Source organism: Clostridium sp. TJA085, from assembly GCF_058310235.1.
On the sequence record NZ_JBZEEZ010000001.1, the window covers coordinates 1,003,300 to 1,028,670 of the forward strand.

The 25,371-nt window shown below is 25.0% G+C and carries 20 protein-coding genes; 1 reads left to right on the top strand and 19 read right to left on the bottom strand.

The features are described 5' to 3' along the window. Positions 1 to 43: 43 nt before the first annotated feature. From AC4FQW_RS05215 to glsA, 9 genes are all read right to left on the bottom strand, one after another. A complete protein-coding gene (locus AC4FQW_RS05215; protein WP_303130373.1) occupies positions 44 to 2,041 on the bottom strand; it encodes a sensor histidine kinase in 1,998 nt (665 codons plus the stop codon). Next, positions 2,034 to 3,971 carry a sensor histidine kinase gene (locus AC4FQW_RS05220; RefSeq protein ID WP_491147651.1) on the bottom strand — a complete coding sequence of 646 codons (1,938 nt, stop codon included), beginning with the start codon at positions 3,969 to 3,971 and terminating at the stop codon, positions 2,034 to 2,036. Before AC4FQW_RS05220 ends, AC4FQW_RS05215 begins: the two co-directional genes overlap by 8 nt. 107 nt (positions 3,972 to 4,078) lie before the next feature. Next, positions 4,079 to 6,115: a glucose-specific PTS transporter subunit IIBC gene (ptsG, locus tag AC4FQW_RS05225; RefSeq protein WP_491147653.1), complete on the bottom strand. Its 2,037-nt coding sequence runs from the start codon at positions 6,113 to 6,115 to the stop codon at positions 4,079 to 4,081. Positions 6,116 to 6,240: 125 nt separating this feature from the next. Next, a complete protein-coding gene (locus tag AC4FQW_RS05230) occupies positions 6,241 to 8,397 on the bottom strand; it encodes a YhgE/Pip domain-containing protein (protein WP_491147654.1) in 2,157 nt (718 codons plus the stop codon). Positions 8,398 to 8,554: 157 nt separating this feature from the next. After that, entirely contained in the window at positions 8,555 to 9,682 is a 1,128-nt protein-coding gene (locus tag AC4FQW_RS05235) for a glycosyl hydrolase family 8 (protein ID WP_491147656.1), read from the bottom strand. 49 nt (positions 9,683 to 9,731) lie between these two features. Continuing rightward, positions 9,732 to 10,274 carry a lytic transglycosylase domain-containing protein gene (locus AC4FQW_RS05240; RefSeq protein ID WP_303130918.1) on the bottom strand — a complete coding sequence of 181 codons (543 nt, stop codon included), beginning with the start codon at positions 10,272 to 10,274 and terminating at the stop codon, positions 9,732 to 9,734. A gap of 13 nt (positions 10,275 to 10,287) precedes the next feature. Further along, a complete protein-coding gene (gene coaE / locus AC4FQW_RS05245; RefSeq protein ID WP_303130917.1) occupies positions 10,288 to 10,887 on the bottom strand; it encodes a dephospho-CoA kinase in 600 nt (199 codons plus the stop codon). Between the two features lie 19 nt (positions 10,888 to 10,906). After that, the gene (polA, locus tag AC4FQW_RS05250) at positions 10,907 to 13,501 is read right to left on the bottom strand and encodes a DNA polymerase I (protein WP_491147659.1); all 2,595 of its coding nucleotides are present in this window, start codon (positions 13,499 to 13,501) and stop codon (positions 10,907 to 10,909) included. A gap of 99 nt (positions 13,502 to 13,600) precedes the next feature. Beyond that, complete coding sequence (gene glsA, locus AC4FQW_RS05255) at positions 13,601 to 14,518, bottom strand: glutaminase A (protein WP_303130972.1); 918 nt, start codon at positions 14,516 to 14,518, stop codon at positions 13,601 to 13,603. Between the two features lie 172 nt (positions 14,519 to 14,690). On the opposite strand from glsA, the gene AC4FQW_RS05260 reads away from it, so the two are divergent. Next, entirely contained in the window at positions 14,691 to 15,926 is a 1,236-nt protein-coding gene (locus AC4FQW_RS05260; protein WP_491147660.1) for an aminopeptidase, read from the top strand. 37 nt (positions 15,927 to 15,963) lie between these two features. Here the strand turns inward: AC4FQW_RS05260 and AC4FQW_RS05265 are convergent, their stop codons facing one another. From AC4FQW_RS05265 to AC4FQW_RS05310, 10 genes are all read right to left on the bottom strand, one after another. Continuing rightward, the gene (locus AC4FQW_RS05265; protein ID WP_491147663.1) at positions 15,964 to 16,434 is read right to left on the bottom strand and encodes a DUF3284 domain-containing protein; all 471 of its coding nucleotides are present in this window, start codon (positions 16,432 to 16,434) and stop codon (positions 15,964 to 15,966) included. Between the two features lie 29 nt (positions 16,435 to 16,463). Beyond that, positions 16,464 to 16,772 carry a hypothetical protein gene (locus AC4FQW_RS05270; RefSeq protein ID WP_491147665.1) on the bottom strand — a complete coding sequence of 103 codons (309 nt, stop codon included), beginning with the start codon at positions 16,770 to 16,772 and terminating at the stop codon, positions 16,464 to 16,466. A gap of 70 nt (positions 16,773 to 16,842) precedes the next feature. Then, entirely contained in the window at positions 16,843 to 17,727 is an 885-nt protein-coding gene (locus AC4FQW_RS05275; protein WP_303130965.1) for a LysR family transcriptional regulator, read from the bottom strand. Positions 17,728 to 17,754: 27 nt separating this feature from the next. Then, a complete protein-coding gene (locus tag AC4FQW_RS05280; RefSeq protein ID WP_491147668.1) occupies positions 17,755 to 18,051 on the bottom strand; it encodes a hypothetical protein in 297 nt (98 codons plus the stop codon). Positions 18,052 to 18,382: 331 nt separating this feature from the next. After that, complete coding sequence (locus tag AC4FQW_RS05285) at positions 18,383 to 19,705, bottom strand: NCS2 family permease (protein WP_303131048.1); 1,323 nt, start codon at positions 19,703 to 19,705, stop codon at positions 18,383 to 18,385. Between the two features lie 219 nt (positions 19,706 to 19,924). Beyond that, positions 19,925 to 21,244: a hemolysin family protein gene (locus AC4FQW_RS05290; protein ID WP_303131052.1), complete on the bottom strand. Its 1,320-nt coding sequence runs from the start codon at positions 21,242 to 21,244 to the stop codon at positions 19,925 to 19,927. 195 nt (positions 21,245 to 21,439) lie between these two features. Beyond that, complete coding sequence (locus tag AC4FQW_RS05295; protein WP_491147671.1) at positions 21,440 to 22,663, bottom strand: ABC transporter permease; 1,224 nt, start codon at positions 22,661 to 22,663, stop codon at positions 21,440 to 21,442. A gap of 1 nt (position 22,664) precedes the next feature. Continuing rightward, positions 22,665 to 23,555, bottom strand: a complete 891-nt coding sequence (locus tag AC4FQW_RS05300; RefSeq protein ID WP_491147672.1) for an ABC transporter ATP-binding protein — start codon at positions 23,553 to 23,555, stop codon at positions 22,665 to 22,667. Between the two features lie 192 nt (positions 23,556 to 23,747). Further along, positions 23,748 to 24,083, bottom strand: a complete 336-nt coding sequence (locus AC4FQW_RS05305) for a hypothetical protein (protein ID WP_491147674.1) — start codon at positions 24,081 to 24,083, stop codon at positions 23,748 to 23,750. A 267-nt stretch (positions 24,084 to 24,350) separates the two neighbouring features. Continuing rightward, complete coding sequence (locus tag AC4FQW_RS05310) at positions 24,351 to 25,352, bottom strand: GGGtGRT protein (RefSeq protein ID WP_491147676.1); 1,002 nt, start codon at positions 25,350 to 25,352, stop codon at positions 24,351 to 24,353. Positions 25,353 to 25,371: the final 19 nt, after the last annotated feature.

Sequence of the window (25,371 nt, forward strand, 5' to 3'; positions counted from 1 at the left end):
ATTTTATTTATTATATAAATATACTTTTTTGAGATTTTTATTCTTATATATATATATCTGCAAATTCTATATCTACCTTTTTTTCTAAAGTAACAATTTCAAAATCATCCCCTATAGGGTATTTTTTCAAGTTACTTTCTATAGGTAATTCTATTATAAATCTATTTCCATTTTTTTTATTGGATTTAAAACTTATTTTACCACCATGTAATTCAACCATTTCTTTACTTAAAAATAAACCCAACCCACTACCCTCTTTTTTTCTATTTAAAGACTTATTTACAGATGTAAATTTATCAAATATATATTTTTCATTCTCTTTATCAATAGCCGTAGTATAATTTTTTATAATTATATATACACATTTTTTATTAGTATATATATTAACCTTTAATTCTTTGTTTTTCTTACCATACTTAACACTATTAGAAATTATATTTAAAATAATTCTTTCCAACATATCTACATCAATAGGTATATATATTTCCTCACAAACTGAATCAAAGACTAAAGAATTGTTTATTTTCTCAACATACCTTTTTGTTGCTGATGTAATATTTTCAACTATTTCTACTAGATTATATATCTTTTTATTTGCTTTTAAATATCCTTCAGATGCCTTATTTGCATCAATAAAATTATTTATAGTTCTAATAAGCCTTAAACAATTTTGTTTAATAACATTATTATTCTTTTTTAAACTCTCTAAATTATTTTCATTTAAATACATTTCATTTACTGTTAATGCAGAATGAATTATATTTATAGGTGTTCTAAGTTCATGAGATATATTAGAATAAAATTCACTTTTAATTTCATCTTCCTTTAAATATGAATCATATATTTTTGCAACTTTATTGTATTTATTTATTTCTGTTATTTCTCTTATATATACTATTTGATTATTTATACCATAATCCACTAAATAAAACTCTAATTCCTTTAATTTATCTGAAAACTTATTAAATCTATATACAACTTTTATATTTTTATTTGGATTTACATAATCTGAAGATAATACTCTATTTTTAATATAATCTTGTGATTCTATTGATTCTATTAAAGTTTCTATTTTCATTCCAATTAATAATTCTTTATCTGAAATATTAATCTTACTTAATAAATCATCATTAGCATATATTAGTCTTCCTCTATTAAATATAGCTAAACCATCTTTAAATGATTCTATAAGATTACAATACCTTTCTTCACTATTTTTATTTATTGCATTTAATTCTTGAAGAATTATACTTTTCTCACGCAACTTTGTATTAAGTTCTCTTTGCTTATTTTGTATTGTTAATAATTTTTCTTTCATATTATCATATTGAAATTTTAATATATATTTTTTTATTCCATTATAAACTTCAAAATAAGCTAAACATCTTAATATATCTCCTATCAAAGATATATATTTTTCATCAATATATATTTTAACACTTAAAATTTGATATATTAAAATAAAAATCATATAAATATACATGTTTTTTACTTGTGTATTTTTTTTTATTTTTCCTAAAAAAATTATAGTAATTATAGTTATTATAAAACAAAATATATAATAATTATTACAGACAATACCATTTTTTATATGATATAAAAAGTATTTAGTTCCACACATTAATAGAGCTATTAAAGCAGTATATCCACAGATAGCTTGTACATTTGAAATTTGTTTTAAATACATAATTATAGCAATAAAAATAACTATAACTTCTAATATTTTATTTACCCATATAATTAGAAATAATAAACTATTTGATATATCACAAATTCTTATTAATATAGAGAAATATTCCAAAAAACCTATAAACAAAAATCCAATACCTAAAAACTTATAATAAGAATTAGATTTTCTAACTAAACTTATTAAACCTAATGAAATACCAAATGTAGAACAAAAAATATTTATAGAATAATGAAGCTTAATAATTTCATTATTAAAAATAATAAATAAAACACTAAAAATAATTATTCCTATTATTATATTGAAATATTTTTTTGTATAAGCTTCTAATTTTAAAGTTATATTACTATTCACCTAACTCTTCCTTTCCAAAAGTTATTATAACTTCTGTTCCTTTGCCTATTTTACTTTTTATCATAATAGTTCCACCTTGTAATTCTATAAGATTTTTTACTACAAATAATCCTATTCCACTACCTTTTTCTTCTGCCTCTTTATTATTTTCACCCATTGAATATTTCTTAAAAACTTTATTTAAAAAATTATTATCCATTCCCACACCATTGTCTTTAACAATTATTTTTATATTTTTGTTGCTATCTAAAACCATTACATCTATTCTACCTTCACTTTTTGTAAATTTAATTGAATTAGACATTAAATTAAGTAAAACTCTTTGCATTAAGCTTTCATCTAAATTTAGATAAACCTCTTCTTTATTAGTATCAAATATTATTTTTATATTTTTTTCTTTAGCATAACATACTAAGCTTGATACAGTATCTTCAGTAAATTCAACTACATTTATTCTTTTTTTATTTGCTCTTAAATTATCACTTTGTATTTTGCAATTATCAATTAAATTATTTGTTATCTTCATTAAGGTAAAACAATTACTTTTAGATATTCTATTATATTTTTTTAACGATTCTTCATCTTTTTCTTTTATAAAAATATCCTCTAACTGAAGTGCAGAATATATTACATTTATAGGTGTTTTTAAATCATGACTAATATTTGAAAGAAAATCTTTTTTCAAATTTTCTTGTAAAACTTTATTTTTTATTTCACATTTTATAAGATTCATTCTTATATTTGATGTTATATCTGAAAATGTTAGTATTATTTCACCATTATCCATATTCTTATCTATAATTTCTATATTTATATATTTTTTAACATCATTTTTTTCAATTAATCCTCTATAAATATTTCTTGAAAAAATATTTTCTATATCTTTTTCTAATCCTTGTATCTTTATTAAATTTTCTAATTTTTTGTTAACTATCATTTTTATACTATCTTCATCAATAAATCTTAAAAAAGACTTATTACAATATATTATTCTAAAAGTAACATCACTTAATATAACAACTGGAACTGGTATATTTTTAAAAAAGTCTTTAAACATCATTTCTTTTTTTCTTATTAAGCTTTGTGAAAATTCTAATTCCGTATTTTGAAGAAATAATTCCTTATTCATATAATTTAAATCTTCATTGCTCTTATATAATTTACCAAACATAATTTTATACGGTGTATCAAGTATATTTTCTAAAATAAAAAAAACACTTAATGAAAAATTTAAGAAAAATACTAATCTAATTAATTCTAATAAAAAATTAGTTGCAACAAAATAACTCATTAACATAAATAAATTAATAAAAAATACTAAAACTATATTTATATTTATATAATTTATAGTATTTTTACTACTTCTCTTATCCTTTATAACTTTTATTAATTCAAATAAGTTTAATAAAAATAATATTAAACTTAATATTACATATATAAATTTAAATTGATATTTACTCACAAAAAATAAAATAGTTATTACAGTAACATAACTTAAAATATAAACTTTATAGTTTATATTTATATGTTTTATATATCTTGAAATAATTAATATTACAAATATAGCAATATACGTCTGTATATATTCAAAAATTAAGTCTATATTAAAAATCTTTGTATGTCGATTATCTAAAATTTCTGAAATAAAATAAGTATTAAGCAATATAATATTAATAAAATTAAGACTTAATATTATTAATACTTTGCTTTTAAATATTTTTATAGTTGAATATATAAGTACTATGCAACAAAATGATAATAAAAGATAAAATATTCTTATAAATATATTTAATACTAGAATACTTTCACTAAAAAATATTGTACCTATAATATTAATTATTAAATAGATAGACAAAAATATTATTGACATATTTTTATATTTTCCATAATCTACATATAATATCTCTTCTAATTCGTTATTTATATACATATAATCCCCCCACCATATAACTATATTTTACTTTATTTTTACTTTTATGTGAAGTTTTTGTTAATAAAACCTAGCTATTTTTTAAATTTTAGCTAGGTTTCATAATATTATTTCTTAATTACAGTTGCTACTATATCTTTTCCTTCTTTTAACTCACCATAATTTATTTCTAATTTGCTTTCTTCTGTTAAATTAGTAAATACTACTGGAGTTATTATTGATGGAACTTTTTCTTTTATAAAATCAAAATCTACACTTAAAAGTTTATCCCCTATTTTAACTTTATCACCTTGTTTAACGTATGAAGTAAAACCTTCACCTTTTAAAGAAACAGTATCCATTCCTACATGTATTAATATTTCTAATCCATTTTCGCTTGTTATTCCAATTGCATGTTTTGTAGTAAATAATGATGTAATTTCTCCACTTACAGGAGCTACTACAATATTTCCCATTGGTTCTATAGCAAACCCATCACCCATCATTTTTTCTGCAAATATTTTATCTGGAACATCTTCTATTCTTATTACATTTCCACTTAAAGGAACCATTATATCTTCTGGTATATCCTCAAGATTTCTATTTTTTATTTCAGTTATATCATCATGTTCTTCTAAAGATTCACTTACAGGTATATTTCCAGCAATTACATCTTTTATTTGTCCTTTTAATGTATCTGACTTTGGCCCAAATATTGCTTGAATATTATTTCCAACCTCCATTACACCAGCTGCACCTAATTTTTTAAGTTCTTCTTTATCAACTTTTTCTACATCATTAACTATTACTCTAAGTCTAGTAATACATGCATCTAGATTATTTATATTTTCTCTGCCACCAAGAGCATTTAATACAGATACTGCAAGATTTGCCTGTTCTTTATTTGCTCTGCTTATAGATTCATTATCTTCTTCTCTACCAGGAGTTTTTAAATTTAACTTTCTTATTAAAAATCTAAATAAACTATAATAAATTATTGCATAAATTATACCAACTACTATTACTAAATACCAAGGAGTTCTATTAGGTATAATACCAAATAAAACAAAATCAATTACTCCACCCGAGAAAGTCATTCCTATTTTTATATTTAACAATTGCATTGTCATAAATGATAATCCTGCTAATACACAATGTACTATAAAAAGTATAGGCGCTACAAAAAGAAATGAAAATTCTAAAGGTTCAGTAATACCAGTTAAAAATGAAGTAAGAGCAGCAGATACCATAATTCCTGCTACCATTTTTTTATTTTGAGGTTTAGACTCTTGATATATTGCTAATGCAGCCGCTGGTAATCCAAACATCATAAAAGGAAATTTTCCAGCCATAAATGTTCCTGCTGTAAATGGAACTCCATCTTTTAATTGAGCAAAAAATATATTTTGATCACCCATAACTAATTGACCAGCACTATTTATATATTCTCCAAATTGATACCAGAAAGGATTATACCAAATATGATGTAATCCAAATGGTATTAATGCTCTTTCAATAATTCCAAATAATAAAGCTGCTATTGTTGGATTAGCATCTATCATACTTCTTGAAAAATAAAATAATCCTGTTTGTATAGGTGGCCATATAAATGTCATTAAAATACCTATTATAACTCCTAACGCTGCTGTTACTATTGGTACAAACCTTTTTCCCGCAAAAAATCCTAAGTATGGAGGTAATTCAATTTTATAAAATTTATTATACATAGCAGAAGCTATAAGTCCCATTATAATACCTCCAAATACTCCTGTTTGCAGTGTAGGAACTCCAACTATAGTAGTATACATAGGGTCAGTTAACATATCTTGTGTAACTCCAGTAAATGTTCCCATAGAAACATTCATTATTAAAAACCCAACTATTGCTGCAAGACCTGCAACTCCATCACCATCTGATAAGCCAATTGCAACTCCTACTGAAAATATTAGAGGCAAATTAGAAAATACAATATTTCCTGATTGCTCCATAACATTTGCAACTAATTGTATCCAATCTGCCCTTAAATAAGGAGCATTAACTAACAAAGCTTCATTCATAAGTAAATTACCGAATGCTAATAATAATCCAGCAGCAGGTAAAAGAGCAACTGGTAGCATTAGAGCTTTACCAATTCTCTGTAATACTCCAAAAATCTTTTTTCCCATTTTTTATTCTCCTTTCTATATTTATAATAAAAATATTTTTCCCTATACTTCTTTCGTTTAAACTATATAAAATAAAAAAGATAGGATTAAATCCTATCTTTTTTAAAATTATTTTTTTCTATTTTTTAATGTTCTACTATATTACTTTCTTTAAGCTTATTAACAAACTTTTCACTACTTTTATTCATTGGTTTTTTTAATAATATAGCTATAACTACAAATATTAAAGCAGAAATTATTAATATAGTAAGATCCTTTTGTATAAGTTCTGGTACTATTCCACCTACAAAACCTCTCATTGCTTCTATTGCATATCTAAATGGTAAGTAAGGATTTATTCCTTGGAAAAATCCTGACATTACTTCAACTGGAAATGTTCCTCCTGATGCAGCTACTTGAAGTACTAAAAATATTATACAAATAGCTTTACCAACATTTCCAAATACAGAAACTGTTGAATATATTATTGTTATAAATATTAAACTTGTAAACATTCCAAATAATACAAATAATACTGGGTGTATTACATATGTTCCTAATATAAATATATCTCCTAATGTAACTATAGCACCTTGAAGTATCCCTATTATTGCAAATAATATATATTTCCCAAAATAAACTTCTATCGGCTTTGCTTTAGTTCCATCTTCAAATGATTTAGCACTTACAGTTAATATTGATACAAGTATTAATCCACCTACCCATAAAGATAATGTTGTGTAAAATGGTGACATTGCTGAACCATAGTTTGGAACTGGGAATAATTTATTTGTTTCAATTTCAACCGGACTAACCAAGAACTTAGTTTTCTCTTTCCAATCACCAGTTATTATATCCAATATTCTATTTATATCTTCTTTTTTATCTACTTTCTTTATATCATTAGTTATTTTATTAAATGACTTTTTAAACTCAGGAAATTTTTCTTTAACTTTAGATAACTCTTCATTAGTTAATTTAGTTCCTTTTGAAAGCAATCCTAATACATTTTTAACGTCTGGAATTACATCCTGAGTACCTTTTATTAATTCCATACTTTCTTTCGCTATTTTATTTAACTTATTTAATGATTCATTAATAGAAGGAACTATTGTACTATCATAGTTTCCAATAATTTTATTTAAATCTCCTTGTAATAAATCTAATTTATTTTTTATCTTATTTATAGTATCAGGTTGTAAAACTACATTATTATTAACTAATTCAATATTCTTTGTTATATCATTTATAATAGATAAAGTTCTTTGTTCTATATTATTTAATTTACTTATTATATTAGTTAACTTATCACTACTTAAACCTTTATTTACTGATTCTAATAAATCAACTACTGATTTTAAGGTGTTATCTACTACTTTTAATTTATCATTTAAACTATTTAAAACTTTTAAAAGTGCTTCTTTATCATATTTTTCTGATACATTCCCTAAAATTTCTGAAGAACCATTAATTAGATCCTTACTAAATATTAAATCTTCTTTAATTATAGGAGCTAAACTATTTAAGCTATCTTTAGATTTATTTATAAATTCTTTTCCTTTATCCAAACTACTATTTACATCTTTTAATGTAGTTTCTAAATTAGGAATTATTTTATTCATTTTATTTATCATAGTATCTATAGTTATAGTTCCATCATAAGCCTTGTTTATAAGGTCATTTATTTTAGGTAAATTATCATTTACTTTATATATAAGATTTACAGTTTCTCTAATTTTATCTCTTGATGATTCATATTCTATTCCAACTTGATTTAAAACTTTAAATATAGCTCCATCTACAGTTTCAGAAACATTTCTATCAACTTGTGCTTTTAATGCTTCTACACCTTTTGATGTAATCTTAGGTGCTATTGCATTAGCTATTTCATTTACTGTATATATTAATTTTGGTTTTACAATATTTTTTGATGTAGGTGATACTAAATCTTTTGAAAAATCTTCTGGTATAACTATGCTAGCAAAATAATTACCAACTCTTACACCTTTTTCAGCCTTTTCTTTACTTACAAACTTCCATCCTATATTATTATTTTTTGAAAGTTCATCTACTACCTTCTCTCCAATATTTATTTTTTTTCCTTCTATTTCTGTACCTTTATCCTCATTGACTACTGCTACCCTAATACCACTCGTACTTCCATACGGATCCCAAGATGACTTAATATTAAACCACGCATAAAGAGAAGGAAGTATTATAAGCCCACATAATACAACTATTGCAACCCAATTTGTGAATATATTTTTTATATCCCTCTTAAAAATTTTTAAAATATTTTTCATCAGTTATCCTTCCTTTTTATTTTCTAATGTAGAGATTATAACATAAATACTGACCAAAAGTCATTATTTATTTTTATTAATTTTTATTTATAGTATTCTCTATTTAATATAAATAAAATTACTCCTAATGAAAATTATATTCTCATTAGGAGTAATTTTATTTTACATCTCTATAAGCTAATAAAGCATTTAAATTATCAAATGAATATACATTTAATGTATTTGTATCTCCATATGCTCCATACAACTCACTTTTTTTATCTAATACTTGAAAACTCTCTAATTTTCTTAAAGCCATATTATATAAATTTTTATTTTTAGATTGATATCCTATTCTAACAAGTAATGCATATATTGATGTAGATTCTACATCTGATGCTTTTTCTCCATTACTTACATTATATTTTGAATATATAGCTTCATCCTTCTTAAATTTATTTTCTATCCAGTCAATACTACTTTTTGCTGATTGATTTAATTCAACTTTATTTAAAATACAAATTAATGATAACAATGTATCTGTTGTATTTTCATTATCATATTTTTTTGTTTTTCTATTATAGTTTGTTCTATATAGAGGAACCTTATTACTTATGTACCCATCATTTAATAGTTTTAATGATCCTGAATATACCTTTTTCCACTTATAATCTATATTACTTAAATAATCTAATGTAGGAAGATCTATATAACATAACGTCGTTATATCACTTTTACCATATCCATCATAAAAATCACTTAAAACATCTACATCAAGTAACTTTTCATTAATTGCTCTTGATATTTTTATAGCTAATTTTCTATAATGAAAGTTTCCCCATCTTTCATTAGCAAGCAAAAGAGCTTTAACAATTCTTAAATCATCAATAGTTGCTGATGTTTGATTTTTATTGTTACCTTCAACTCTCCACGAAATTAAATTATTATCAAGAATCATATTATTTTCTATATAATTTAATACTTTATCAAAATTTTCTTTCTCATTTCTTTCTAAGTAATATATTAACATCATTCCTTCTGACTCTGATAAAACTGCATTACCTTTTGTTATATCTCCTTCAGATTTTTTATCTACATAATTTGTTTTTATTCCACCTGAACTATTAGTTAATTTATTATCTATAAACTTTAATAATATTTCTTCTCTATGAGAAACAGGATTATCACTATATTTCACATTACTATCTAATGGTAAAACATATGGCATAGATACTTTTATAAATATTAGTACTATTAATATAATAAAAAAAACTATCCCATAAATATTTTTCTTTTGTTTATTCAAGTAAAATTCACCTCTATCTTAAAAGTATTATAGCTGATTATAAAAATAATCAGCTATATAAATACTTATATATTTTATAATATATATTAACCTTATCAACATAATTTTTAGTTTCAGGGAAAGGGATATAATGAATATTTTCTCCATCTTTAGAGTATTCATTATCTTTAAGCCACTTATTTACATTTCCTCTTCCTGCATTATATGCTGCTATTACTAAATCCTTATCTCCAAATTCTTTATAAAGATTATTTAAATACCAACATCCCATTTTTATATTTGTTTCCTCATCATAAAGCATATTTTCTGAAAAGTTCTTTATTTTCATTTGACTAGCAATCCACTCACCTGTACTATCAGTGATTTGCATAAGTCCATAAGCATCTTTATGTGATTTTGCATTTGAATCAAATTTACTTTCAGCTTTTATTATAGATAATACAAATAATGGATCTAAATTATATTCTTTACTATATTTATTAATAACATCTTCGTGCTTATATGGGAAAGCATACCTTTGTACATAATACTTAATACCTACTAATGCTACAACTATCACAAATAACCAAAGTATTATCTTTTTTAACTTCATTTTTAACTCCTTATTATATTAGTGTATTCATAAAATCTATAAAATCATCAACTTGCTCTTTAGCATATAATAAATCTTTATTATTATCTATTATTATATTAGCATAATTTTTTTTCTCTTCTAGTGGCATTTGTGCATTAATTCTATTCAATGCATCATAATTACTTAATTTATCTCTTTCTTTCACTCTTTGTACTTGAGTTTTACTATCTGCAACTACTAATACAACAATATCCATATCCTCATTCATCTTGCTCTCTATAAGAGTTGGAGCATCTAATATTACTATTTTTTCACCTTTGTTCTCCAATTCTTTTATAGCATTCATTATATCAGCCTTTATATACGGAAGTATTATATTTTCGTATTTAACTCTTTGCTTTGGAAATCTAAATATATGATTGCCAAATTCCTTTCTTCTAAAGTCTCCTCTCCAATCAAAAAAACCTTCTCCAAATTGAGCTCTAACTTTCTCTAATATTTCTGGATATTTAACTAATACATCTCTTGCTATTAAATCAGCATCAATTACTTTAAAACCTGCATCTTTAATCATGCTAGATACTGTACTTTTACCAGTTCCTATTCCCCCTGTAAGTCCAACCTTTATCATGTTAAAGTAAAATCCTCCTTTACTTAGTGTTATACCATGTATCTCCAAAATTAATATCAACATCTAATGGAACACTAAGTTTAAATACATTTTCCATTTCTTCTTTTACTATATTTTCTACAATATTTATTTCTTCTTCCACTACATTAACTATAAGTTCATCATGAACTTGTAATATTAATGTGCTTTTTAAGTTTTCCTTATTTAGTCTATTAAATACATTTATCATAGCTATTTTTATTATATCAGCAGCACTACCTTGTATCGGTGCATTCATAGCAAGTCTTTCTCCTAAAGCTTTTACTATCTTGTTTGAAGCTTTAATTTCAGGTATAAATCTTTTTCTATTTAAAATAGTAGTTACATACCCTGTCTTTTTAGCATCTTCAACAACTGATTCTAAATATTCTTTTATTTTTGGATATCTATCAAAGTAAATACTCATATATTCTGCTGCTTCTTTTCTTGTTATTCCAAGGTCTTGAGCTAATGAGAAATCACTTATTCCATAAACTATACCAAAATTAACTGCCTTTGCTCTTGAACGCATTAAAGGAGTAACATTATCTATATCAACATTAAAAACTTCTGCTGCTGTTTTTGTATGAATATCACTATGATGTTTAAATGCATTTATCATATTTTCATCACCACTTATATGAGCTAAAACTCTAAGTTCTATTTGTGAGTAATCTGCTGATAAAAGCTTATCTGTTTTATTTTTAGTTATAAAAATCTTTCTAATTTCTCTTCCCATTTCATATCTTATAGGAATATTTTGTAAGTTAGGTTCTGTACTTGATAATCTTCCTGTTGTTGTAACAGTTTGATTAAATGTACTATGAATAGCGCCATCTACATCTATTAATGGCTTCATTCCCTCAACATATGTTGAATTTATTTTACTTATTTGCCTATAGTAAGTTATTTTATCTATTATAGGATGTTTATCTCTAAGCTTTTCTAAAACATCTGCATTAGTTGAATATCCTGTCTTTGTTTTTTTAATAACAGGTAAATCTAATTTTTCAAACAATATTTTTCCAAGTTGCTTTGGAGAATTTATATTAAATTCTATATCAGCCATTTCATAAATTTCTTTTTGTACTATATCAATTTCTTTCTTAAACTTAACTGCTAATTCATCTAAAATTGTTTCATCAACTTCAAAACCTTCGTCCTCCATTGATGCAAGCACATATATAAGCGGATGTTCAACATTATAATAAAGTTCTTCCATTTTTTCTTCTTTAATCTTATCTACTAAAATTTTATATAATGTTTCTATATAAGCTGCTCCATATTTTAATTCATCTTCGCCCTTTTGAATTTCATCACCTACATACGTCATAATAACATCACTTAAAGGATATTGACCTTTTGAAGAATCTATAATGTAAGAAGCAATTGCTGTATCAAATTCAAATCCATTTATTTTTATATTAATTTTATTTAAAGCTTTTATTAGAGATTTACCATCATGTATAACTTTTATCTTATCTTTATTTTCAAAAAACTCTTTTAATATAGAAACTATTTTTTCTTCATCATCCTTTATAAGTTCATCAAAATTAACTATAGTTGTTGAATTATTATTTCCAAAATATAATGCTTTAAGTTTTCTATTTGAATTTAATGAAGATTCAAATATACTATACGCTATGTAATAAGTTTTATTATCCTTTAAAAACTTACTTAATTGCTCTTGTGAATTAATTACTTCATAATTTATTTCTTTAGTTTCCTCATCTTCTCCAATAAATTTTGCTAAAGAAGATTTCATTTGAAGTTTTATTAATAATTCTTTTAATCCACTTTTATTCATCTCTTCTACATTTTTTATATCCTCAATTATATTATCTAGTGGAACCTCAACCATTATTGTTGCAAGCTTTTTACTGAATATTGCCTGTTCGCTATAAGTTTCAAGATTTTCTTTTAATTTTTTACCACTAATACTATCTATATTATTTAATACACCTTCAACAGAACCATATTCTTTTATTAATTTATAAGCTGTCTTTTCTCCAACACCTGGCACTCCTGGTATATTATCAGATTTATCACCCATAAGACCTTTTACATCTATAAATTGAGTTGGAGTAACTCCAAATTCTTCAATAAACTGTTCTTTATTGTATTGTGCTGTTTCTGATACACCTTTTTTTGTTATAATTACATTTATGTTATTATCAGCAAGTTGAAGAGCATCTTTATCTCCTGTAACTATAAATACTTCCATTCCTTCTTTTGCCGCAAGCTTTGCTGTAGTTCCTATAATATCATCAGCTTCAAAACCTTCAATTTCATATATTTTTATTCCAAGAAGCTTAAGCATTTCCTTAATAATCGGAAATTGTTCTGCAAGCTCTTCTGGCATCTTTTTTCTTCCAGCCTTATAATCATCATACTCTTTATGTCTAAAAGTTGGAGCTTTTTTATCAAAAGCCGCAACTATATAATCTGGATTTATATCCCCCTTCATTTTTAATAACATATTTGTAAATCCATATATAGCGTTAGTGTGAACCCCTTCACTATTTGTAAGAGGTGGTAACGCATAAAAGGCTCTATTCATCAATGAATTTGAATCTAATATAAGTAATTTCTTCATACTTTCCTCCAAACTTAAGAAAATTTCTCTATCTTTCATTATTAATTATGTCCTAGCTTCATTTTGCTATAACCTTAATTTTTAAAATACACTTTATAATTAAAAAATACTAAGATCTAATTCTTTTGCTAAATCCTCTAAAATTTTAAGACCTGCAATACTATTTCCTTTTTCATCCAATGCAGGACCATATACTCCTATTCCCATTCTTTTAGGAACAGCTCCAACTATTCCTCCACCAACTCCACTTTTAGCTGGTATTCCTATTCTAACCGCAAATTCCCCTGATGCATCATACATACCGCAAGTAACCATTATAGATTTAACTATTCTGCATATTTTCTTATCTACTAATTTTTCCCCACTCCATGGAATTATTCCATCATTTGCTAGAACAGCTCCAAGTCTAGCTAAATCTTTTGCATTGGCTTCAATTGAACATTGCCTAAAATAAAGATCTAAAATTTCTTCAACATTTCCCTCTAATATGCCACTGCTTTTCATAAAGTAAGCTAATGCTCTATTTCTATTTCCTGTTAACTTTTCTGATATATATACTTCTTCATTTATTTTTATATTAGGATTATTTGTAGCTTTCTTCATAAAATCTATAAGTTTTTTTAGTTTTTCTTCTTCTGTTTCACCTTTAATAAGTGATGTAGTAACTATAGCTCCAGCATTAATCATTGGATTATAAGGTCTTCCCGTTTCTGTAGTTTCAAGCTTAACTATAGAATTAAAGCCTTCTCCAGTTGGTTCAACATTTACTTTTTTAAAAACATCTGTCATTTTATTATCACTAAGTGCTATCATTAAACTAACAATTTTAGATATACTTTGTATTGTAAAGTTTTTATCGCAATTTCCTGCAAAACTTTCTTTACCATCTAAGTCTACTACAGCTATACCTAAATCATTTACATCAGCCTTAAGTAAAGCGGGAATATATGAAGCAAGCTTTCCTTCCTGTCCGTAGATTTTATTTTTTTCTACTAATGTTTGTAGAATATCTGTCAAATTAAAGCCCTCCATTCTCATATAATAATAAATTCAAGTAAATATATTATATTACTTATCATAAACAGTTACAAGAAATATGCTTTTTCTTTGTTTACAGATTGTTTTTTGTATAGTATTTACTTTTTATAGTAAAATAATAGAAAATAAAACTTTAGGAGGTATTTAAAATATGAAAAATTTTGATGACCTATTAAGAAAATACGCCAATCTAGTTATAAAAAAGGGTGTTAACATTCAAGAAGATGGACTTTTATTTATTAATTCACCAATTGAATGTTCAAACTTTGCAAGATTGCTAGCAGAAGAAGCCTTTAAAGCATCAGCAAAAGATGTATATATAAATTATTCTGATGAACTATTTACAAAGATACGTTTTAAAAATGCTTCTGAAGAAACTTTATCAAAAATTCCTCAATATGAAATAGATAAATATAATTATTTTACTGATAATGGTGCTTCATTTATTTCAATATCAGCAAGTGACCCTTCATTATTTAAAGGCATTGATTCAAAAAAAATAAGTTCTGCAAGTAAAGCAAGAAGTATAGCTCTTAGAAATTATTCAGATAAACTTATGAATAACGAAAATGCTTGGTGCGTAATATCAATGCCAACTAAAGCATGGGCTTCTAAAATATTCAATGATGTTTCAGAAGATGAAGCAGTAGAAAAACTTTTTGAAGCTATCTTTAATGTAATGAGACTTAATTCAGAAGATCCTATTACTGAATGGACAAATCATTCTAATAACTTAAAATCTAATATGAAAAAACTTCAAGATTATAATTTTGATAAATTAATTTTCACAAATTCATTAGGAACTAATTTAGAATTATCTCTAGCTCCAAATCACATATGGTGTGGAGGATCTGATATTACTAAAGATGGTGTTGAATTTATAGCAAATATGCCTACTGAAGAAATATTTACAACACCAAAAAGAAATGGAGTAAACGGAACTGTTTATTCAACTAAGCCATTAAACTATGGTGGAAATTTAATAGATAATTTTTCATTTACATTTAAAGATGGAAAAATAATAGATTTTACTGCTGAAGAAGGATATGATTCATTAAAAGAATTATTAGATACAGATGAGGGTTCAAGATATCTAGGAGAAGTTGCATTAGTTCCTTATAATTCTCCAATTTCTAATTCAAATATATTATTTTTTAATACTTTATTTGATGAAAATGCATCATGTCACTTAGCTATCGGAAAAGCTTATCCTTCATGTATAAAAAATGGTGAACAAATGAATGACAAAGAACTTTTAAATGCTGAATCTAACATATCATTAACTCATGTAGATTTTATGATTGGATCAAAAGATTTAGACATAATTGGAATAACTAAAGAAGGTAATAAAGTTCAAGTTTTTAAAAATGGTAATTTTGCAATATAAATAAAAAAGTTGGCCTAATTTATAGGTCAACTTTTTTTTATTTATTAACATCTTCTTTTTTTACACTTTTTTGAACTCTTTCATCATAACTTTGTATTTCAAATTCAAGTCCACTAACTAAATGGTTAAACTTATTTGTAATTCTTTTTCTAAATAATATATTTTGTAAAAATGCATTAATACCCGAAAATACTCCTGTTGTATTATCATTTTCCTCTAAAGAAAATAATGTTTTATTATCTTTTGATTTTTCAAAACGGTATGTTGAAATAAACATAAGCTTATCTCTCACAGAAGTTATTTGATAAAGCTTATCTTTTTCATATGCCGTTACTTCAACCCTAATATTTACTGTTCGTTGTGAACCTGATTTAATCTTTTTATTAGCTTTTGCTCCTAAAGGATTCTTTTCATTAAATTTTGGAAAATCCTTTTTTGCAGTTTTTATAAAAACTTTAAAAACCTTTTCTAAAGGATAATCCAATTCTACTGTTTTTTTAAATCCCATATAAAATTCCTCCTAAAAATAAGAACTATTTATAGGTATTTATTTATTAGAGGCATAACTTTCTCAATTCTTTTTAGTCCAAAATCTACTGGCCTTAATTCTATATATGGAAGTTTATTATTTTCTAATTCAAGCTTTATTTGTTCTTCTACTAACATCATCTCTGGAGATATTAAAACAACATTTATATCTTCGGTTTTTATATATCTATTCATGTTTTCTTCATTAGAAAATATATAATTTAATACCATACCATTTTCATTTGTGTATTTTTCAAGAGCTTTCTTAAACTCTTTAGCTTGTCCAGTTCCCCTCGATAAAATTAATACCTTCCCCATTTGCACCCTCATTTCCATTTATTGTTAATGTAATTATACATTATGAGGTCTATTAAATTCAATAAGTCTTTTACATATTTTTTTCTTTAGCTTTATCTATAAAAAGTTTCATATTATTACTTATAAATTTATCTTTATGTATTATAAGATTTAAATTTCTCTTTATCTTATTTTTATTAAATGTTAATTTACTTATTTTTTTACTTTGCATTTCATCTTTTATACATTGACTTGATATACAACCAATTCCAAGTCCTGCTTCAACACTCTTTTTAATAGCTTCAGTACTTCCAAGTTCCATAAAAATATTATAATCTATATTATTATCTTTTAAATATTTTTCAACAATTTCCCTTGTTCCACTACCTAATTCCCTCATAATAAATTTCTCTTTAGTTAAAGCAAGCTTACTTATATATTCTATCTCTTCCCATTTTGTATTATATTTTTTTATAAATACAAGTTCATCTTCCCAAAAATTTTCATAAATAATTTCTTCTGAATGTACTTTTCCTTCAACAAATGCAAAATCTATTTTATTTTCTAAAATTAGCTGCTCTATTTTTTCAGTATTTTCTATTATAAGTGATATCTCTATTCTTTCATTATTTTCAACAAAATCTTTTATGATATCAGGAAGGATATATATTCCTATAGTTGTGCTTGCTCCTATAACAATTTTTCCTTCATTATTATTATTTATATTTCTAACTTTATTTAATCCTTCATCATAAAGATTCAAAACTCTCCTTACATAATTTAAATATACTTCGCCTTCATAAGTTAAACTTAATCTCTTTCCTATTCTGTCAAACATTTTAACACCAATTTCATCTTCTAATTCTTGTATAGCTTGACTAACTGATGGCTGGCTTATATACAATGCTTTTGCTACTTTAGTCATATTCAATGTCTGAGCTGTTTCATAAAATATTTTTAACTTTCTAAAATTCACGCCATCACCTCTTAAATTAACTACATCTTATTTTTTATCATCTACTTCTTCATAATCAACATCTATTGCTTTTGATGGATCCTCAAAATCATCATCAAATATAACATCATCATTTATATTTGAATAATTATCATCTGATTGATTACTATAAGTATCACTTGTTTTTTTATTTCTATTTATATAACCATTAACCTTACTTATAATCCAAAGTGCCAAAATCAATAAAATCATATAAGGTAATATCTTTATAAACAATTTAAATATTGCTGAAATTATAAGTATAACTATAATAAAATAAAGTATTGTCTTAAAATTTTTATTCATCTTCTCATTCCTTTTTATTTTCATTTTGTACTATTATACAGTTTAATTGTTAAGTAATAAAGATGTTTGTTTTTCAAATATATTAACATTACAAACTACAATATAATTATAATTTTAATATATTTATATTTTATAAATATAAAATATATCTTAACTTTATTTACTAATTAATACTATATTAATATAATAACACTATTATTCTCTATAAGTAAATTAACTAAAATAGCAAATATAAAAAAGCACCTAAAAGTTAAACTTTTAGATGCTTTCATAAAATAACTTATATTATTTTAAATAACACTAAGCTTATTTAATAATATAGCAAAATATTCTAAATTAAAAATTTAAGTAAAAATACAACACCAATTATTACAGTTGTTATACTTATATCTTTTACTTTTCCTGTAAATAATTTTATTAATATGTATGATATTACACCAAATATAATCCCATCTGAAATACTATATGAAAATGGCATCATTATCATAGTTAAAAATGCAGGTATTGACTCTGAATATTCTTCTAAATTTATTTCTCTTATAGGTTCTATCATAAATAAACCTACTAATATTAATGCTGATGCAGTAACAGCTGGTGTTATTGCAGCAAATATTGGTGAAAATAATAAAGCTAAAGCAAACATTATAGCAGTTGAAACTGCTGTAAGTCCAGTTCTACCACCTTCTGCAACACCTGCTGCACTTTCTACAAAAGTACTTACTGTACTAGTTCCCATGCAAGCCCCTAAAGTTGTACCAATAGCATCTGAAAGCAATGCTTTCTTAATATTTGGAACTTTTCCGTTCTCATCAAGCATTTTAGCTTTAGTTGCAACACCAACTAAAGTACCTATAGTATCAAATAAATCCATAAATAATAAAGTAAATAATACTATTACCATATCAAATGAAAAAATATTATGCCACTCAAAGTCAAAAAGTATTCCACTAATTGATGGTGGTGCACTAATTACAGCACTTGGAATTGGAGTTAATCCAAAAGGAATACCAATTATAGCAGTAATAATCATTCCAATAAAAAGTGCTCCTTTAACTCTTTTTGCTAAAAGTATTGATGTTATTATTAATCCAACTATAGCAAGTAATCCAGCACCATGAGTTATACTTCCTAATGATAATATTGTTCCTCCATCCTTTGGATGAACAACAATTCCTGCACCTTCTAATCCAATAAGTGCAATTAAAAGTCCTATACCAACTGAAATACCTTTTTTTATACAATCAGGTATTGAATCTACAATAGCTTCTCTAACATTAAATAATGTAAGTAATATAAATATTATACCTTCTAAGAATACAGCTGTTAGAGCAAACTGATAAGAATATCCCATTTGTAATACTACTGTGTAAGCAAAAAATGCATTTAATCCCATACCTGGAGCTTGAGCAAATGGAAGTTTAGCATAAATTCCTGTTAAAAGTGTTGCTACAAAAGCAGAAAGTGCTGTTGCTGTAAACACTGCTCCTTTATCCATTCCAGCAGCTGAAAGTATTGTTGGATTTACAATAAGTATATATGCCATAGTCATAAATGTTGTAAGTCCTGCAACTACTTCTCTCTTAGAATTAGATCCATTTTTTGTTATCTCGAAGTAATTATCAAGTAATCCATCTTTTTTAAAGAAGTTTTTCATGTTATCACTCTTTCATTTATTTTTTCGTCCGCTTTTAATAATATATCATTTTTCGATAAATTTCTACCCTCAACACGAATATTTTTTTATTCTTTTTAAGTTTTATATATTTTTATTTAAGTTATATACATTATAAAATCACTTTCCTCATATAATATTCGCCTTTATATAAATAAAAATGGATAGATTATTTTTTAAAATAATCTATCCAATATAAACTTACTCTTTAAATATAGTTACTTCAACTTCTTCAATTCTTCTTCCAGTAACTTCTTTTACTTTTAAATGTATATTATCTACATCAAATTCTATATTGACTCCTTCTTTTGGTATTTTACCTATTCTAGTTATCATATATCCATTTAATGTATCAAAATCTTCATCTTCTTCAATACTTGTCCCAAACTCATCATTGAAATCATGAATATTTATAGTTCCTTTTACTAAATACTTATACTCATCTATTTTCTTTATATCTGGTTCATCTATATCATATTCATCATCAATATCTCCAACTATTTCTTCAACTAAATCTTCCATAGTTACAATTCCTGAAAAACCACCATATTCATCTATTAATAGTGCCATATGATTTTTGTTTAATTGAAGCTCTTTAAATAATTCATTTATCCTCTTAGTTTCTGGAACAAAATACGGTTTATGAAGTATATGCTTTATATTAAGATTTTCAAAACCTACTTTTCTTGCCATTATAAATAAATCTTTTGTATATAGTATTCCTACTATATTATCTATATCCCCTTCATAAACTGGTATTCTTGAATATTGTAGATTTATTATATCATCCAATTCTTCATTTATATCATCAGAAATATTTATCATATATGTATCTTTTCTAGATGTCATTATTTCTTTAGATAATCTATCATTAAATTCAAATACACTGTCTAACATTTCTTTTTCTGATTCATCAATTGCACCTTCAACTTCACCTTCTGAAATTAAAGCCTGTATCTCTTCTTTAGATACTTTTTCTTCTATTCCTTCTTTATTAAAACCTAATAATTTAAGTATTAATGAAGTTGAAAATGAAAGTATTTTTACAAATGGTTTTGTAATTATAAGTACAATATATATTGTTTTTACAGATCTTAAAGCTACCTTTTCTTTATTTTTAAGCGCTATTCTTTTTGGTACTAACTCTCCAAATACTAATGTAAAGTACGTAAGAATTATTGTAACTATTATTACTCCTAATTGATTAGCATATGGTATATTCAATGCTTCTAATTTATTTGAAAGTACTACTGAAATACCTGTTGCAGCTGATGCACTAGATAAAAAAGCTGCTAATGTTATTCCTATTTGTATTGCTGCTAGGAAATTACCCTGATTTTTCATAATTTTTTCTAAAAGTTGCGCTTTTTTATTACCTTCTTCACTTAAAAGCTTAACTCTATTTTTATTTACTGATGCTATTGCCATCTCTGCTGATGAAAAAAAAGCATTAATTAATGTTAATATTATTATTATTATTATTTGCATAATAATACTTTCCGGCTCTGGTTCTATCATTATTTTCCTCCCAAATTTTATCATATAGAAGTAATATATCATATGTTTTCATAATTTCCAACCATTATATATTTAATAAATTAGAAATTTTTAGTATATTTTTCATAAAGTAAGCTATCTTAAATTAAGATAGCTTATTTAAATGTTTTATTTTAATCCATTATATTTAATTTAACTATTTTCAATAAAAAATAGAATTTAAACTTTACCTCTTAAAGCTTTCATTAATGAAATTTTATTTCCATAATGTAAAGTTCCTCTTCTATATAATTTACTACTAATAACTCCAACTATAATTATAAAACCTATATTTATAATTGTAGTTATTATAATCTCTATAAATCCAACATTTGATAAAACAATTCTCTCAAATATTATAAGCGGTGATGCGAAAGGAATATAACTCATAACCTTAGCAAAAGTAGTATCTATATTAAACATACAATTCATAGCTATTAAAAATACAACTACAAATACCATAGTTATTGCTCCCATAGATGAATTTACATCTTGTGGACTTGTTGCAAGAGAAGCTACTGCTGCATAAAGCATTGAAAAAGTTAAATATCCAAGTAAGAAATAGAATATAAATGATAATATTATTGATACATTTAAATTTAAAGATTCAATAACTTCCATACTAAAACCTGAAGTTTTAAGCATTATAAATCCTGCACCTAAAAGTATTAATATTTGTGTTAATCCAACTGCACAAACTCCAAGTACCTTACCAAAGAATAATTCCATTGGTTTTGCCATAGTAATTAATGTTTCCATTATCCTGTTTGTCTTTTCTTCTATAACAGAATTTGCAACCATTGAGCCAAATGTTAATGTAATCATATATATACCAAAAACAAGTGCATATACAAGAGTCATTCTCTCGTTAGATGAGTTCCCCTTTTGTATAACTTCTAAATTAGCTGGTGACATTATTTTAGAATAATCCTCATTACTTAAATTATATTTTTTCATATTATTCATTATTTTTATTTCACTTAATATAGAGTTAACTTTATTGGTTAATTCTTGACCTGGTGATTTATTTACGTATAACTTTCCACTTACATCTTTTACTTCTGAAATTTCTAATATAGCCTTAAATTTTGAATCTCCAGATTCAAGTTCTGATTTAACTTTATTAACTTCATCAATATTTTTTGCTATTACAAAATTATAACTATCATCATTTATTTTACTTAATAATTCTTTATTAACTAATTTATTATTAATCGCTCCATTATTATTCACTTCACATATCATAATATTATCTGTTGAATTACTTTTAAATAAAGACATTATTTTATCCATATTAAAAAATCCAAGCATTATTATTAAAGTAATTATAGTAGAAATTATAAGTCCCTTATTTCTAATTGTTTCTCTATAAGTAAAAGCAAATATCGTTAAAAATTTACTCACTTTAATCACCTAACCTTTCTATGAAAATATCATTTAATGATGGTTTTTCAAAATAAAAACCATTAACATCTAAATCTTGGTTAGTGATTTTCCTTAAAATTTCTTTTCCTTTTTTAATATTTCTTATATCAACTATAAATTTTCCATTTTCATATTTATATGAATTCACTTCTTCTATTTTTAATATATCTTCTATACCTTTTTCTCCTTCTATAATAAGAGCCTTTACCCCATAATCTTCCTTAATTTTTTCTAAATTTCCTTGAAGAATTGTTTCTCCTTTTTTTAGCATTATTATATCATCACAAAACTCTTCAACATCAGCCATTCTATGACTACTAAAAATTAAAGTTTTTCCCTTATTAAGCAGTTCTCTTATAACAATTTTAAAAGTTTCAACATTTACAGGATCTAATCCACTAAATGGTTCATCTAATATTATTACATCTGGATTATGCATTATAGCAACTATAAGTTGAATCTTTTGCTTGTTACCTTTTGATAATGTTTCAACCTTTTTATTTAAATATTTACTTATTTCAAACCTATCTAACCAATATTTTATTGATTCTAAAGCATTATTTTTTCTCATTCCATAAAGAGATGCAAAATATAATAACTGATTCTTTACAGTAAACTTTAAATATAATCCTCTCTCTTCAGGTAAATATCCAAAGGATTTTTGATTAAAGTTTAACTCCTTATTATTAATTAAAACCTTTCCATTATCACTTGGAAGTATTCCTAAAAGAATTCTTATAGCTGTAGTTTTACCTGCTCCATTTCTTCCTAGTAACCCTAATGCCTTTCCACTATCAATAGTAAAATTTAAATTTTTAAGAGCTTGCACATCACCAAAGGATTTGCTTATACCTTGTGCTTCTATTTTCATAATGTCCCCCTTTTGTTTAAGTAGTTATAAATTTAACAATTTAAATTTATTATTACAATTGTACCACATTATGTTATCATTTTAAATTAATGATTTTATTTACTTTTTAATACAAAAAGGTATCGTAAAACACGATACCTTTAAGTAATTATTTCATCTTATTATTATGCATAAACGTTTTTATAAATCCTTCTAATTTTTTTTATCATAAATTTCTTTTTCTAACATAACTTCTTTTTGTATCTCATTTTTATATTCTTTAGAAAATCTATCTAATCCAACCTGCAAAGCTTCTCTTTCTATTTTTAGTTTTTCTACCTCTGATTGTATGTTTTTAATAGATTCTCCTATTATGTTATCAGTATTAACCTTATTTGTTATGTTACAGAAGTCATAAATACATTGCCTTTTATCATATTTTTTAGCCTTTTCTAATTCATTTTCTAACTCCTTGATTTTCTCATCACATTCTTTTATCATTTCCTTAAATTCTCTTAGTGTATCTTTACTATAACTTAATGTATACATAAAATTTCCACCTCCTAAGACTAACTATAATTTTATTTTATGAAAACAATTACATAAATACAATGCATTTCATAATAAGTTTACATATTTTTACTTATATTATTTTTTTAAACATATTTTATTGTTATATATTAATTTAAAATAAAAAAAAAAAAAAATGAGCACTCATCATATAAAATAACGAGTACTCATTAGTTTAATTTATATTATTTATAAATTCATTTTATCTATAATATTAAAAATCTTCGTAATGCTTTGATTATAATATTATTTGTTCATTGCTTCTTCTACAGCAACAGCTACAGCAACAGTAGCTCCTACCATTGGGTTGTTACCCATTCCGATAAGACCCATCATTTCAACGTGAGCTGGAACTGATGATGATCCTGCGAATTGTGCATCTGAGTGCATTCTTCCCATTGTATCAGTCATACCGTATGAAGCTGGACCTGCAGCCATGTTATCTGGGTGAAGAGTTCTTCCAGTACCACCACCTGATGCAACTGAGAAGTACTTCTTACCTTCTGCTACACATTCTTTTTTGTATGTTCCAGCAACTGGATGTTGGAATCTTGTTGGGTTAGTTGAGTTACCAGTGATTGATACGTCAACTCCTTCGTGATGCATTATAGCAACACCTTCTCTAACATCATTTGAACCATAGCATTTAACCTTAGCTCTTGGTCCATTTGAGTAAGCTTTTTCTCTAACAACTTTTAATTCTGAAGTGTAGAAATCGAATGCTGTTTCAACATATGTGAATCCATTAATTCTTGAGATTATCATAGCAGCATCTTTTCCAAGACCGTTTAAGATAACTCTTAATGGTTGTTTTCTTACTTTATTAGCTTTTTCAGCTATTTTAATTGCACCTTCAGCAGCTGCAAATGACTCGTGACCTGCTAAGAAAGCGAAACATTCTGTTTCTTCTCTTAAAAGCATTGCTCCAAGATTTCCGTGTCCAAGACCAACTTTTCTATCGTCAGCAACTGATCCTGGGATACAGAAAGCTTGTAATCCTTCTCCGATTGCTTCAGCAGCATCAGCAGCTTTTTTGCAACCTTTCTTTATAGCTATAGCAGCACCTAAAGTATAAGCCCATCCTGCATTTTCGAATGCGATTGGTTGAGTTTCTTTTACTATGTTGTATGGATTGATTCCAGCTTCGTCACATACTGCTTTAGCATCTTCTAAACTTTCCATTCCATACTTATTAAGTACTGGAATGATTTGATCTATTCTTCTTTCATAACTTTCAAATAATGCCATGATAAAATTCCTCCTTACA

Coding starts and splice junctions, on each gene's coding strand:
- AC4FQW_RS05220 (WP_491147651.1), bottom strand. CDS start 3,971: ATGTATATAAATAACGAATTAGAAGAGATATTATATGTAGATTATGGA.
- ptsG (WP_491147653.1), bottom strand. CDS start 6,115: ATGGGAAAAAAGATTTTTGGAGTATTACAGAGAATTGGTAAAGCTCTA.
- AC4FQW_RS05230 (WP_491147654.1), bottom strand. CDS start 8,397: ATGAAAAATATTTTAAAAATTTTTAAGAGGGATATAAAAAATATATTC.
- AC4FQW_RS05240 (WP_303130918.1), bottom strand. CDS start 10,274: ATGAAGTTAAAAAAGATAATACTTTGGTTATTTGTGATAGTTGTAGCA.
- coaE (WP_303130917.1), bottom strand. CDS start 10,887: ATGATAAAGGTTGGACTTACAGGGGGAATAGGAACTGGTAAAAGTACA.
- polA (WP_491147659.1), bottom strand. CDS start 13,501: ATGAAGAAATTACTTATATTAGATTCAAATTCATTGATGAATAGAGCC.
- AC4FQW_RS05260 (WP_491147660.1), top strand. CDS start 14,691: ATGAAAAATTTTGATGACCTATTAAGAAAATACGCCAATCTAGTTATA.
- AC4FQW_RS05265 (WP_491147663.1), bottom strand. CDS start 16,434: ATGGGATTTAAAAAAACAGTAGAATTGGATTATCCTTTAGAAAAGGTT.
- AC4FQW_RS05270 (WP_491147665.1), bottom strand. CDS start 16,772: ATGGGGAAGGTATTAATTTTATCGAGGGGAACTGGACAAGCTAAAGAG.
- AC4FQW_RS05280 (WP_491147668.1), bottom strand. CDS start 18,051: ATGAATAAAAATTTTAAGACAATACTTTATTTTATTATAGTTATACTT.
- AC4FQW_RS05285 (WP_303131048.1), bottom strand. CDS start 19,705: ATGAAAAACTTCTTTAAAAAAGATGGATTACTTGATAATTACTTCGAG.
- AC4FQW_RS05300 (WP_491147672.1), bottom strand. CDS start 23,555: ATGAAAATAGAAGCACAAGGTATAAGCAAATCCTTTGGTGATGTGCAA.
- AC4FQW_RS05305 (WP_491147674.1), bottom strand. CDS start 24,083: ATGTATACATTAAGTTATAGTAAAGATACACTAAGAGAATTTAAGGAA.
- AC4FQW_RS05310 (WP_491147676.1), bottom strand. CDS start 25,352: ATGGCATTATTTGAAAGTTATGAAAGAAGAATAGATCAAATCATTCCA.